Source organism: Pseudomonas sp. PIC25, assembly GCF_002286785.1.
Classification (GTDB): Bacteria; Pseudomonadota; Gammaproteobacteria; order Pseudomonadales; family Pseudomonadaceae; genus Pseudomonas_M.
On sequence record NZ_MUJY01000185.1, the window covers coordinates 17,881 to 29,249 of the forward strand.

Genomic DNA, 11,369 nt, shown 5'->3' on the forward strand with positions numbered 1-11,369 from the left:
CAGCATGGCCAAGGTATTCGCGATCGCCAATCAGAAGGGCGGTGTGGGCAAGACCACCACCTGCATCAACCTGGCCGCTTCCCTGGTCGCGACCAAGCGACGGGTGCTGCTGATCGATCTGGACCCGCAAGGCAATGCCACCATGGGCAGCGGTGTGGATAAACAGGCACTGGAGCATTCGATCTACGACGTGCTGATCGGCGAATGCAGCCTGGTCGATGCCATGCAGTTCTCCGAGCATGGCGGCTACCAGCTCCTGCCGGCGAACCGCGATCTGACAGCGGCCGAAGTCGCCCTGCTGGAAATGAAGATGAAGGAGAGCCGGTTGCGCTATGCACTGGCCCCCATTCGCGAAAACTACGACTACATCCTGATCGACTGCCCGCCGTCGCTGTCGATGCTGACGGTCAACGCGCTGGTTGCCGCTGACGGAGTAATCATCCCGATGCAGTGCGAGTACTACGCCCTGGAAGGCTTGTCCGATTTGGTCAACACCATCCAGCGTATCGGCAAGCTGCTCAATCCGACGCTGAAGATCGAAGGCCTGCTGCGCACCATGTATGACCCGCGGATCAGCCTGACCAACGACGTCTCCGCGCAGCTCAAGGAACATTTCGGCGATCAGCTCTATCAGACCGTGATTCCGCGCAACGTACGTCTCGCGGAGGCGCCCAGCTTCGGCATGCCGGCGCTGGTCTACGACAAGCAATCCCGTGGCGCAATCGCCTATTTGGCGCTGGCCGGCGAACTGGTCCGCCGGCAGCGTGCGAACGCCGCCACCGTTACCGCATAAGGAAACCGCATGGCCGCCAAGAAAAGAGGGCTCGGACGAGGCTTGGACGCCTTGCTGGGAGGAACCAGCGTCACTGCCCTGGAAGAAGAAGCTGCGAAAAGCGGCGACCGCGAACTGCAGCACCTGCCGTTGGACCTGATCCAGAGGGGCAAGTACCAGCCTCGTCGGGATATGGATCCTGCCGCGCTGGAAGAACTGGCCCAGTCGATCAAGGCCCAGGGCGTGATGCAACCGATCGTGGTCAGGCCGATCGGTGAAGGCCGGTACGAGATCATCGCCGGCGAGCGTCGCTGGCGGGCGAGCCAGCAGGCCGGCCTGGACAGGATTCCGGCGATGGTTCGCGAAGTGCCGGACGAAGCGGCGATCGCCATGGCCCTGATCGAAAACATCCAGCGCGAGGACCTCAATCCCATCGAGGAAGCCGTCGCGCTGCAACGCCTTCAACAGGAATTCCAACTGACCCAGCAGCAAGTCGCCGAGGCCGTTGGTAAATCGCGGGTCACCATCACCAACCTCCTGCGGCTGATCTCGCTGCCGGAGGAGATCAAGACCCTGCTCGCCCATGGCGACCTGGAGATGGGACATGCCCGGGCGTTGCTTGGGTTGCCGGCAGAACAGCAGATCGAAGGGGCGCGACATGTTGTCGCACGTGGTCTGACTGTCCGACAAACCGAGGCGTTGGTCCGCCAGTGGTTGAATGCCAAGGAAAAGCCTGCCGACAAAGCAAAGGCAGACCCGGACATTGCCCGCCTGGAACAGCGCCTTGCAGAGCGGCTGGGCTCCCCGGTTCAGATCAAGCACGGCCAGAAAGGCAAGGGACAGCTGGTCATTCGCTACAACTCGCTGGACGAGTTGCAAGGCGTTCTCGCTCACATCCGCTAAAAATTCGCTCTGTAGCGGTAGTCGGAAATCACTACCCGGCAGTTGAACCGGGTAGGAACCCCCCCTATACTCTGCGCGCATTTTGTCGGCACAAAATATGCCAAGTCGTTGATTTACAGCGCCGACGTCAGGGGAACAATTGCGATGGAAAACCGCGCGCCAAACCGCCTGCCTTTCCATCGAACGCCGGCACTCCCGGTCCTGCTCGTGCAATTGGTCGTGTTGCTGCTCGCCGCAGTCGTTCTCTGGCAGTGGCGGGGAATGGTGGCTGGTTATTCTGGGCTGTGCGGCGGGTTGATCGCCTGGCTGCCCAACGTGTATTTCGCCCATAAGGCGTTCCGATTCAGTGGAGCGCGGGCTGCGCAAAACATCGTCCGGTCCTTTTATGCCGGCGAAGCGGGAAAACTGATTCTGACGGCAGTGCTTTTCGCACTGACGTTCGCAGGTGTGAAGCCACTGGAGGCGCCGGCCGTGTTCGGCGTCTTTCTCCTGACCCTGATGGTCAGTTGGTTCGCTCCCCTGCTGATGAGAACAAGACTTTCGAGACCTTAGAGCGTTTGAGGGATATATGGCAGCAGAAACCGCTTCGGGCTATATCCAGCACCACCTGTCGAACCTGACCTATGGGCAACACCCGGTCAACGGCTGGAGCTTCGCCCACACCGCACAGGAAGCCAAAGAAATGGGCTTCTGGGCATTCCATGTGGACACCCTGGCGGTTTCCGTGGTGCTCGGCCTGCTTTTCATCTTCCTGTTCCGTGCCGCCGCCAAGCGTGCTACCTCCGGGCAGCCGGGCGCGCTGCAGAACTTCGTCGAAGTGATGGTCGAGTTCGTCGACGGCAGCGTGAAGGATACCTTCCATGGCCGTAACCCCCTCATCGCTCCGCTGGCCCTGACCATCTTCGTCTGGGTCTTCCTGATGAACTTCATGGACCTTATCCCGGTGGACTGGCTGCCGAAAGTAGCCGCCACCCTCGCCGGCGACGAGCACCTGTTCTTCCGCGTGGTACCTACCACCGATCCGAACGCCACGCTCGGCCTGGCCCTGTCGGTCTTCGCTCTGATCCTCTTCTATAGCATCAAGGTCAAGGGCATCGGCGGCTTCCTCGGCGAGCTGACCCTGCATCCTTTCGGCAGCAAGAATGTCGTGGTCCAGGCTCTGCTGGTCCCGGTCAACTTCCTGCTCGAATTCGTGACCCTGGTCGCCAAGCCGGTGTCTCTGGCTCTGCGTCTCTTCGGCAACCTGTACGCCGGCGAGCTGATCTTCATCCTGATCGCCATCATGTTCGGCGGCGGCCTGCTGCTTGGCGCACTGGGTATCGCGCTGCAGTGGGCGTGGGCAGTGTTCCACATCCTGATCATCGTGCTGCAGGCGTTCATCTTCATGATGTTGACCATCGTCTATCTGTCGATGGCCCATGAAGACAACCACTGATTGACGTTTTACCCGGCCTTTTCTTTCGGGGAAAGGCCGCGGGCGACCGCCAAGGTCGGCCCGTAACCCGCAAGGGCGCTTGTACAAACCGTTTTCGCTTTACCGCTTCACCTAAAAACCCTTAACCAATACGACATAAAGTCGGGAGGAAAGATGGAAACTGTAGTTGGTCTGACCGCTATCGCCGTTGCACTGCTGATTGGCCTGGGTGCCCTGGGTACCGCCATTGGTTTCGGTCTGCTGGGCGGCAAGTTCCTGGAAGGCGCTGCGCGTCAGCCGGAAATGGTCCCGATGCTGCAAGTGAAGATGTTCATCGTCGCCGGTCTGCTCGACGCCGTGACCATGATCGGCGTGGGTATCGCCCTGTTCTTCACCTTCGCGAACCCCTTCGTTGGTCAAATCGCCGGCTGATCACTCGATATTTTCGAGTTGATTGGTTTGACGGACAACGAACGAGCGAGGTGTTGGCGTGAACATTAATGCAACCCTGATTGGCCAGTCCGTTGCCTTCTTCATCTTCGTGCTGTTCTGCATGAAGTTCGTGTGGCCTCCGGTCATCACGGCTCTGCGCGAACGCCAGAAGAAGATCGCTGACGGTCTGGACGCTGCCAATCGCGCGGCTCGTGACCTGGAGCTGGCTCAAGACAAAGTGAGCCAGCAACTGCGCGAGGCGAAGAGCCAGGCAGCCGAGATCATCGAGCAGGCGAAGAAGCGCGCGAACCAGATCGTCGACGAGGCCCGTGAACAGGCCCGTACCGAGGCGGATCGCGTGAAAGCGCAAGCTCAAGCCGAGATCGAACAGGAACTCAACAGCGTCAAGGACGCCCTGCGTGCCCAACTGGGTGCTCTGGCCGTTGGCGGTGCCGAGAAGATCCTGGGCGCCACTATCGATCAAAACGCGCATGCGGAGCTGGTTAACAAACTGGCCGCCGAAATCTAAGCGAGGGCGATCATGGCAGAACTGACCACGCTGGCCCGACCTTACGCCAAGGCTGCCTTCGAGTACGCCCAGGCCCATCAGCAGCTGGCCGCCTGGTCGGCCATGCTCGGCCTGGCTGCGGCGGTGTCGCAGGACGACACTATGCAGCGCGTACTCAAGGCCCCGCGTCTGACGAGTGCACAGAAGGCCGCCTCCTTTGTCGAGGTGTGCGGCGACAAGTTCGACGCCCAGGCACAGAACTTCATCCACGTTCTCGCCGAGAACGAGCGTCTCCTGCTGTTGCCGGAGATTTCCGAACTGTTCGAGCTGTACAAGGCCGAGCAGGAAAAGTCGGTGGACGTGGAAGTGACCAGTGCCTTCGCATTGAGCGCAGAACAGCAAGACAAACTCGCCAAGGTTCTCAGCGCACGGCTCAGCCGGGAAGTGCGTCTGCACGCCGCGGAGGACGCCAGCCTTATCGGTGGTGTCGTGATCCGCGCCGGCGACCTGGTTATCGATGGCTCGGTTCGCGGCAAGCTCGCGAAACTGGCCGAAGCGTTGAAATCTTGAGTTTGAAGGGGCAGCAGAGCAATGCAGCAACTCAATCCTTCCGAAATTAGTGAAATCATCAAGGGGCGTATCGAGAAACTCGACGTCTCCTCCCAAGCCCGTAACGAAGGCACCATCGTTTCCGTCTCCGACGGTATCGTGCGCATCTACGGCCTGGCCGACGTGATGTACGGCGAGATGATCGAGTTCCCTGGTGGCGTCTACGGTATGGCGCTGAACCTGGAACAAGACTCCGTCGGCGCCGTTGTACTGGGTAGCTACCTCGGCCTGCAAGAAGGCATGAGCGCCAAGTGCACCGGCCGCATCCTGGAAGTTCCGGTCGGTCCGGAGCTGCTGGGTCGCGTGGTCGATGCCCTGGGTAACCCGATCGACGGCAAAGGCCCGATCAATGCTCAAGCCACCGACGCCGTCGAGAAGGTCGCTCCGGGCGTGATCTGGCGTAAGTCGGTCGACCAGCCGGTACAGACCGGTTACAAGTCGGTCGACGCCATGATCCCGGTCGGCCGTGGCCAGCGCGAGCTGATCATCGGTGACCGTCAGATCGGTAAGACCGCCCTGGCCGTCGACGCGATCATCAACCAGAAGAACAGCGGCATCCGCTGCGTCTACGTCGCAATCGGTCAGAAGCAGTCGACCATCGCCAACGTCGTACGCAAGCTGGAAGAGAACGGCGCGCTGGCCAACACCATCGTGGTGGCCGCTTCCGCTTCCGAATCCGCTGCGCTGCAGTTCCTGGCTCCGTATGCCGGCTGCACCATGGGCGAATATTTCCGCGATCGCGGCGAAGATGCGCTGATCGTCTATGACGATCTGTCCAAGCAGGCTGTGGCTTATCGCCAGATCTCCCTGCTGCTGCGCCGTCCGCCGGGACGTGAAGCTTACCCGGGCGACGTATTCTATCTCCACAGCCGTCTGCTGGAGCGCGCTTCCCGCGTTTCCGAAGAGTATGTCGAGAAGTTCACCAATGGCGCCGTGACTGGCAAGACCGGTTCCCTGACCGCTCTGCCGATCATCGAAACCCAGGCCGGCGACGTTTCCGCATTCGTTCCGACCAACGTGATTTCCATCACCGACGGTCAGATCTTCCTGGAATCGGCCATGTTCAACTCGGGCATCCGTCCGGCGGTCAACGCCGGTATTTCGGTATCCCGCGTGGGTGGTGCCGCGCAGACCAAGATCATCAAGAAGCTTTCCGGTGGTATCCGTACCGCCCTGGCCCAGTACCGTGAACTGGCGGCTTTCGCCCAGTTCGCATCGGACCTGGACGAGGCCACCCGCAAGCAGCTTGAGCATGGTCAGCGCGTTACCGAGCTGATGAAGCAGAAGCAATACGCGCCGATGTCCATCGCCGAAATGTCGCTGTCGCTGTATGCCGCCGAGCGTGGCTTCCTGACCGACGTCGAGCTGGCGAAGGTCGGCAGCTTCGAAGCTGCGCTGATTGCTTACTTCAACCGTGATCACGCCGATCTGATGGCGAAGATCAACGAGAAGGGTGACTTCAACGACGAGATCGACGCTGCCATCAAGGCCGGCATCGAGAAGTTCAAGGCCACCCAAACCTGGTAAGCCGCAGCGGGGGTCGCAAGACCCCCGCCTGCTAACCCGAAAGGTGTGAAATGGCAGGCGCAAAAGAGATTCGCAGCAAGATTGCGAGCATCAAAAGCACGCAGAAGATCACCAGCGCCATGGAAAAGGTGGCGGTCAGCAAGATGCGCAAGGCACAAATGCGCATGGCTGCCAGCCGTCCCTATGCCGAGCGCATCCGTCAGGTGATCGGTCATCTGGCCAACGCCAACCCGGAATACCGCCATCCGTTCATGATCGAGCGCGACGTCAAGCGTGCCGGTTACATCGTGGTGAGTTCGGACCGTGGTCTGTGCGGTGGCTTGAATACCAACCTGTTCAAGACCCTGGTCAAGGACATGGCGGGTTTCCGTGAGCAAGGCGTAGAGGTCGACCTCTGCGTGATCGGCAGCAAGGGCGCATCGTTCTTCCGCAATTTTGGCGGGAACGTCGTCGCTGCCATCAGCCACCTGGGCGAAGAGCCGTCGATCAACGATCTGATCGGCAGCGTCAAGGTGATGCTGGATGCTTACCTGGATGGCCGTATCGATCGCCTGTACGTGGTCTCCAACAAGTTCGTCAACACCATGACGCAGAAGCCGACCGTGGAACAGCTGGTTCCGTTGGTGGCCGATGAGAGCCAGGAGCTCAAGCACCACTGGGACTACCTCTACGAACCCGATGCCAAGCAGTTGCTCGAAGGCCTGCTGGTACGCTACGTGGAATCGCAGGTCTACCAGGCGGTGGTCGAGAACAACGCTGCCGAACAGGCGGCGCGGATGATCGCGATGAAGAACGCTACCGACAACGCCGGCCAGCTGATCAGTGATTTGCAACTGATCTACAACAAGGCGCGTCAGGCTGCGATCACTCAGGAAATCTCGGAAATCGTCGGCGGCGCTGCCGCGGTGTAAAACGGTTCAAAAGTTAGAGGAACCAAAAATGAGTAGCGGACGTATCGTTCAAATCATCGGCGCCGTTATCGACGTGGAATTCCCGCGTGATCAGGTGCCGAACGTTTATGACGCGCTGAAGGTCGTGGGCGCGGAAACCACCCTGGAAGTCCAGCAGCAGCTGGGTGACGGCATTGTCCGTTCCATCGCCATGGGTTCCACCGAAGGCCTCAAGCGTGGCCTGGACGTGACCAACACTGGCGCTGCCATCTCCGTTCCGGTCGGCAAGGCGACCCTGGGCCGGATCATGGACGTACTGGGTAACCCGATCGACGAAGCCGGTCCCATCGGCGAAGAAGAGCGCTGGGGTATCCACCGCGCTGCGCCGTCCTACGCGGATCAGGCTGGCGGCAACGAGCTGCTGGAAACCGGCATCAAGGTGATCGACCTGGTATGCCCGTTCGCCAAGGGCGGTAAGGTCGGCCTGTTCGGCGGTGCCGGCGTGGGCAAGACCGTGAACATGATGGAGCTGATCCGTAACATCGCCATCGAGCACAGCGGTTATTCCGTGTTCGCCGGCGTGGGTGAGCGTACTCGTGAGGGTAACGACTTCTACCACGAGATGAAGGACTCCAACGTTCTCGACAAAGTGGCCCTGGTTTATGGCCAGATGAACGAGCCGCCGGGCAACCGTCTGCGCGTGGCACTGACCGGCCTGACCATGGCCGAGAAGTTCCGTGACGAAGGCCGCGACGTTCTGCTGTTCGTCGACAACATCTACCGTTACACCCTGGCCGGTACCGAAGTGTCCGCGCTGCTGGGCCGTATGCCGTCCGCGGTGGGTTACCAGCCGACTCTGGCCGAGGAAATGGGCGTTCTGCAAGAGCGCATCACCTCCACCAAGACCGGTTCGATCACCTCGATCCAGGCCGTATACGTACCTGCGGACGACCTGACCGACCCGAGCCCGGCGACCACCTTCGCCCACCTGGACGCCACCGTGGTTCTGTCCCGCGACATCGCCTCCCTGGGTATCTACCCGGCGGTCGATCCGCTCGACTCCACTTCGCGTCAGTTGGATCCGAACGTGATCGGTCAGGATCACTACGAGACCGCTCGCGGCGTGCAGTACGTACTGCAGCGCTACAAGGAGCTGAAGGACATCATCGCGATCCTCGGTATGGACGAACTGTCCGAAGCCGACAAGCAGCTGGTATCCCGTGCTCGTAAGATCCAGCGTTTCCTGTCGCAGCCGTTCTTCGTGGCGGAAGTCTTCACCGGCTCCCCGGGCAAGTACGTTTCCCTGAAGGACACCATCGCGGGCTTCAAGGGCATCCTCAACGGCGACTACGATCACCTGCCGGAGCAGGCGTTCTACATGGTCGGCGGCATCGAAGAAGCCATCGAAAAAGCCAAGAAGCTGTAATCGGTGCGCCCGGCAACGGGCGCTCACGTGAGGTTAGATATGGCTATGACAGTCCATTGCGATATCGTCAGCGCAGAAGGCGAAATCTTCTCCGGTCTGGTCGAGATGGTGGTCGCGCACGGCAACCTGGGTGATCTGGGTATCGCGCCGGGCCACGCACCTCTGATCACTGACCTGAAGCCGGGCCCGATCCGCCTGATCAAGCAGGGCGGCGAGGCGGAGGTGTACTACATCTCCGGCGGCTTCCTGGAAGTGCAGCCGAACATGGTGAAGGTGCTTGCCGATACCGTTCAGCGCGCGGCCGATATCGACGAAGCTGCAGCTCAGGAGGCCCTCAAGGCCGCCGAGAAGGCACTGCACGAGAAGGGCGCGGAGTTCGATTACGGTTCCGCCGCCGCCCATCTGGCGGAAGTCGCAGCCCAGCTGCGTACCGTCCAGCAGATGCGCAAGAAGTTCGGTGGCTGACCGGCCCCTGCTTCGGCTTCATCGCAAGCGAGTAAAAGGGTAGCCTTGGCTACCCTTTTCTTTTTCTGCCGTTCCACCCATGGGCTGGCAAGAGCGAAACCCGGCGGAGCGAAAGCTGTCTGCATCGAGGTTTCTCCAGCCTCCGACACCAGGATTCGTCATGTCCCTCGATATCGTCATTCTCGCCGCTGGCCAAGGCACTCGCATGCGCTCCTCCCTGCCGAAGGTGCTGCATCCCGTAGCCGGAAAACCCATGCTGGGCCACGTCATCGACACGGCTCGCCAACTGTCGCCGCAGGGAATCCACGTGGTGATCGGGCATGGCGCCGACGAGGTCCGGGAACGGCTGGCCGCAAACGATCTGGATTTCGTCCTGCAGGGCGAACAACTGGGCACCGGGCATGCCGTTGCCCAGGCATTGCCGGTGTTGTCGGCCGAACGCGTGCTGATCCTCTACGGCGACGTACCGTTGATCGAGGTGGAAACCCTGCGCCGCCTACTGGAAAAAGTCGGGCCCGAGCAGATCGCGTTGCTCACCGTCGATCTCAACGATCCGACCGGTTACGGTCGCATCATCCGTGACGAAAACGGCGTAGTGAAAGCTATCGTCGAGCACAAGGACGCAACGCCTGCCCAGCGACAAATCTGCGAGGGTAATACCGGCATCCTCGCGGTACCGGGCAAGCGTCTGGCCGATTGGCTGGGGCGGCTTTCCAATGACAATGCCCAAGGCGAGTACTACCTGACCGACGTGATTGCGATGGCGGTACAGGACGGCCTGGTGGTCGCTACCGAGCAGCCCGACGATGCGATGGAAGTGCAGGGCGCCAATGACCGCATCCAGCTTGCCGAGCTGGAGCGCCATTATCAGCGGCGTGCTGCCCGCCGCCTGATGGCTCAGGGCGTGACGTTGCGCGACCCGGCGCGTTTCGATGTGCGCGGCGAGGTGACGGTGGGCCGCGACGTGCTGATCGACATCAACGTGATTCTCGAAGGCCGGGTGGTGATCGAGGAGGGTGTCGAGATCGGCCCGAACTGTGTGATCAAGGACAGCACCCTGCGCAAGGGCGCGGTGGTCAAGGCCAACAGCCACCTGGAAGGTGCCGAGATGGGCGAGGGTAGCGACTGTGGTCCGTTTGCCCGTCTGCGTCCCGGCACAGTGCTGGAGGCCAAGGCACATGTGGGCAACTTCGTCGAACTGAAGAACGCGCACATGGGGGCGGGCGCCAAGGCAGGTCACCTGAGCTACCTGGGTGATGCCGAGATCGGCGCCCGGACCAACATCGGCGCGGGCACCATCACCTGCAACTACGATGGCGCCAACAAGCATCGCACGGTTCTCGGCGAAGACGTATTCATCGGCTCCAATTCCGCTCTGGTCGCTCCCGTGACGCTGGGGAACGGCGCCACCACCGGGGCGGGCTCGACCATCACGGCCGATGTGCCGGCGGACAGCCTTGCCGTAGGACGTGCCCGCCAGCGCAATATCGAAGGCTGGAAAAGGCCGACCAAAGCAGCTACAAACCGCAAGCCATAACCCAAGTAAAAGCTTGGCGGCACGCGGCCGTCCCGCACTGAGCGCTTGCCGCTTGCCGCTTGTTTATGTTTTGATTCGCACCATTAACTTTCGAATCGAAACTTAATAATGTCGAAACGCAACACTCCGCAACGTCGCCATGCCATTCTCGCCTTGCTCGCCGAGCAGAGCGAGGTGAGCGTGGACGAGCTCGCCAAGCGTTTCGCCACTTCCGAAGTCACCATCCGCAAGGACCTCGCCGCGCTGGAGAAGAATGGACTGCTGTTGCGCCGTTATGGCGGTGCAGTGCCCGTTCCCCACGAGCTGATCGGCGAAGATACCCAGCCGGTTTCTCCCTTCAAGAAAGCCATCGCGCGCGCTGCCGCCGGGCGCATCCGCGAGCATGCGAGGATCATCATCGACAGCGGCAGCACCACCGCAGCGATGATCCCGGAGCTTGGCCACAAGCCTGGGCTGGTAGTGATGACCAATTCGCTGAACGTGGCTAATGCGCTGCGCGAGCTGGAGCACGAGCCAGTGCTGCTGATGACCGGCGGCACCTGGGACCCGCATTCGGAGTCCTTCCAAGGGCAGGTCGCCGAACAGGTCCTGCGCTCCTATGATTTCGACCAACTGTTCATCGGTGCCGATGGCATCGATCTCGAACGCGGTACCACCACCTTCAATGAATTGCTCGGACTCTCCCGTGTCATGGCCGAAGTGGCCCGGGAAGTCATCGTGATGGTCGAGGCCGACAAGGTTGGCCGCAAGATTCCCAATCTCGAGTTGCCCTGGAGCAGCGTCGATACCCTGATCACCGACGAACGCCTCTCGACCGAGGCGCGCGAACAGATAACGGCACGCGGCATCACCCTGCTCTGCGTCGCCGTGGAAGCCTGAGGAGAAC

At 61.0% G+C, this 11,369-nt stretch carries 13 protein-coding genes; all 13 read left to right on the forward strand.

Going from position 1 to position 11,369, the window contains the following annotated elements:
• Nucleotides 1-4: 4 nt before the first annotated feature.
• The 13 genes from BZL41_RS25290 (at nucleotide 5) to BZL41_RS25350 (ending at nucleotide 11,362) form a co-directional block, all read left to right on the forward strand.
• Nucleotides 5-793: a ParA family protein gene (locus tag BZL41_RS25290; protein ID WP_084339270.1), complete on the forward strand. Its 789-nt coding sequence runs from the start codon at nucleotides 5-7 to the stop codon at nucleotides 791-793.
• A 9-nt stretch (nucleotides 794-802) separates the two neighbouring features.
• A complete protein-coding gene (locus BZL41_RS25295; RefSeq protein WP_095601814.1) occupies nucleotides 803-1,675 on the forward strand; it encodes a ParB/RepB/Spo0J family partition protein in 873 nt (290 codons plus the stop codon).
• 144 nt (nucleotides 1,676-1,819) lie between these two features.
• The gene (locus BZL41_RS25300; RefSeq protein WP_095601815.1) at nucleotides 1,820-2,227 is read left to right on the forward strand and encodes a F0F1 ATP synthase subunit I; all 408 of its coding nucleotides are present in this window, start codon (nucleotides 1,820-1,822) and stop codon (nucleotides 2,225-2,227) included.
• Nucleotides 2,228-2,243: 16 nt separating this feature from the next.
• Nucleotides 2,244-3,110 (forward strand): F0F1 ATP synthase subunit A, encoded by an 867-nt coding sequence (atpB, locus tag BZL41_RS25305; RefSeq protein ID WP_095601816.1) that lies wholly within the window; start codon nucleotides 2,244-2,246, stop codon nucleotides 3,108-3,110.
• A gap of 153 nt (nucleotides 3,111-3,263) precedes the next feature.
• Nucleotides 3,264-3,521 (forward strand): F0F1 ATP synthase subunit C, encoded by a 258-nt coding sequence (gene atpE / locus BZL41_RS25310; protein ID WP_003097235.1) that lies wholly within the window; start codon nucleotides 3,264-3,266, stop codon nucleotides 3,519-3,521.
• A 58-nt stretch (nucleotides 3,522-3,579) separates the two neighbouring features.
• The gene (locus BZL41_RS25315; RefSeq protein ID WP_084339266.1) at nucleotides 3,580-4,050 is read left to right on the forward strand and encodes a F0F1 ATP synthase subunit B; all 471 of its coding nucleotides are present in this window, start codon (nucleotides 3,580-3,582) and stop codon (nucleotides 4,048-4,050) included.
• 12 nt (nucleotides 4,051-4,062) lie between these two features.
• Nucleotides 4,063-4,599: a F0F1 ATP synthase subunit delta gene (locus tag BZL41_RS25320; protein ID WP_095601817.1), complete on the forward strand. Its 537-nt coding sequence runs from the start codon at nucleotides 4,063-4,065 to the stop codon at nucleotides 4,597-4,599.
• A gap of 21 nt (nucleotides 4,600-4,620) precedes the next feature.
• Entirely contained in the window at nucleotides 4,621-6,165 is a 1,545-nt protein-coding gene (gene atpA / locus BZL41_RS25325) for a F0F1 ATP synthase subunit alpha (protein ID WP_095601818.1), read from the forward strand.
• Nucleotides 6,166-6,215: 50 nt separating this feature from the next.
• Entirely contained in the window at nucleotides 6,216-7,076 is an 861-nt protein-coding gene (gene atpG / locus BZL41_RS25330) for a F0F1 ATP synthase subunit gamma (protein WP_095601819.1), read from the forward strand.
• 28 nt (nucleotides 7,077-7,104) lie between these two features.
• Complete coding sequence (gene atpD / locus BZL41_RS25335; protein WP_084339262.1) at nucleotides 7,105-8,481, forward strand: F0F1 ATP synthase subunit beta; 1,377 nt, start codon at nucleotides 7,105-7,107, stop codon at nucleotides 8,479-8,481.
• A 39-nt stretch (nucleotides 8,482-8,520) separates the two neighbouring features.
• Nucleotides 8,521-8,946, forward strand: a complete 426-nt coding sequence (locus tag BZL41_RS25340) for a F0F1 ATP synthase subunit epsilon (RefSeq protein WP_084339261.1) — start codon at nucleotides 8,521-8,523, stop codon at nucleotides 8,944-8,946.
• A 160-nt stretch (nucleotides 8,947-9,106) separates the two neighbouring features.
• Complete coding sequence (glmU, locus tag BZL41_RS25345) at nucleotides 9,107-10,483, forward strand: bifunctional UDP-N-acetylglucosamine diphosphorylase/glucosamine-1-phosphate N-acetyltransferase GlmU (protein WP_095601820.1); 1,377 nt, start codon at nucleotides 9,107-9,109, stop codon at nucleotides 10,481-10,483.
• A gap of 105 nt (nucleotides 10,484-10,588) precedes the next feature.
• On the forward strand, nucleotides 10,589-11,362 hold the full coding sequence (locus BZL41_RS25350) for a DeoR/GlpR family DNA-binding transcription regulator (RefSeq protein ID WP_095601821.1): 774 nt from the start codon (nucleotides 10,589-10,591) through the stop codon (nucleotides 11,360-11,362).
• Nucleotides 11,363-11,369: the final 7 nt, after the last annotated feature.

Excerpts from the sequence above, each read along its gene's own strand:
- BZL41_RS25290 (WP_084339270.1), top strand. The coding sequence starts at position 5 with ATGGCCAAGGTATTCGCGATCGCCAATCAGAAGGGCGGTGTGGGCAAG.
- BZL41_RS25295 (WP_095601814.1), top strand. The coding sequence starts at position 803 with ATGGCCGCCAAGAAAAGAGGGCTCGGACGAGGCTTGGACGCCTTGCTG.
- BZL41_RS25300 (WP_095601815.1), top strand. The coding sequence starts at position 1,820 with ATGGAAAACCGCGCGCCAAACCGCCTGCCTTTCCATCGAACGCCGGCA.
- atpB (WP_095601816.1), top strand. The coding sequence starts at position 2,244 with ATGGCAGCAGAAACCGCTTCGGGCTATATCCAGCACCACCTGTCGAAC.
- atpE (WP_003097235.1), top strand. The coding sequence starts at position 3,264 with ATGGAAACTGTAGTTGGTCTGACCGCTATCGCCGTTGCACTGCTGATT.
- BZL41_RS25320 (WP_095601817.1), top strand. The coding sequence starts at position 4,063 with ATGGCAGAACTGACCACGCTGGCCCGACCTTACGCCAAGGCTGCCTTC.
- atpA (WP_095601818.1), top strand. The coding sequence starts at position 4,621 with ATGCAGCAACTCAATCCTTCCGAAATTAGTGAAATCATCAAGGGGCGT.
- atpG (WP_095601819.1), top strand. The coding sequence starts at position 6,216 with ATGGCAGGCGCAAAAGAGATTCGCAGCAAGATTGCGAGCATCAAAAGC.
- atpD (WP_084339262.1), top strand. The coding sequence starts at position 7,105 with ATGAGTAGCGGACGTATCGTTCAAATCATCGGCGCCGTTATCGACGTG.
- BZL41_RS25340 (WP_084339261.1), top strand. The coding sequence starts at position 8,521 with ATGGCTATGACAGTCCATTGCGATATCGTCAGCGCAGAAGGCGAAATC.
- glmU (WP_095601820.1), top strand. The coding sequence starts at position 9,107 with ATGTCCCTCGATATCGTCATTCTCGCCGCTGGCCAAGGCACTCGCATG.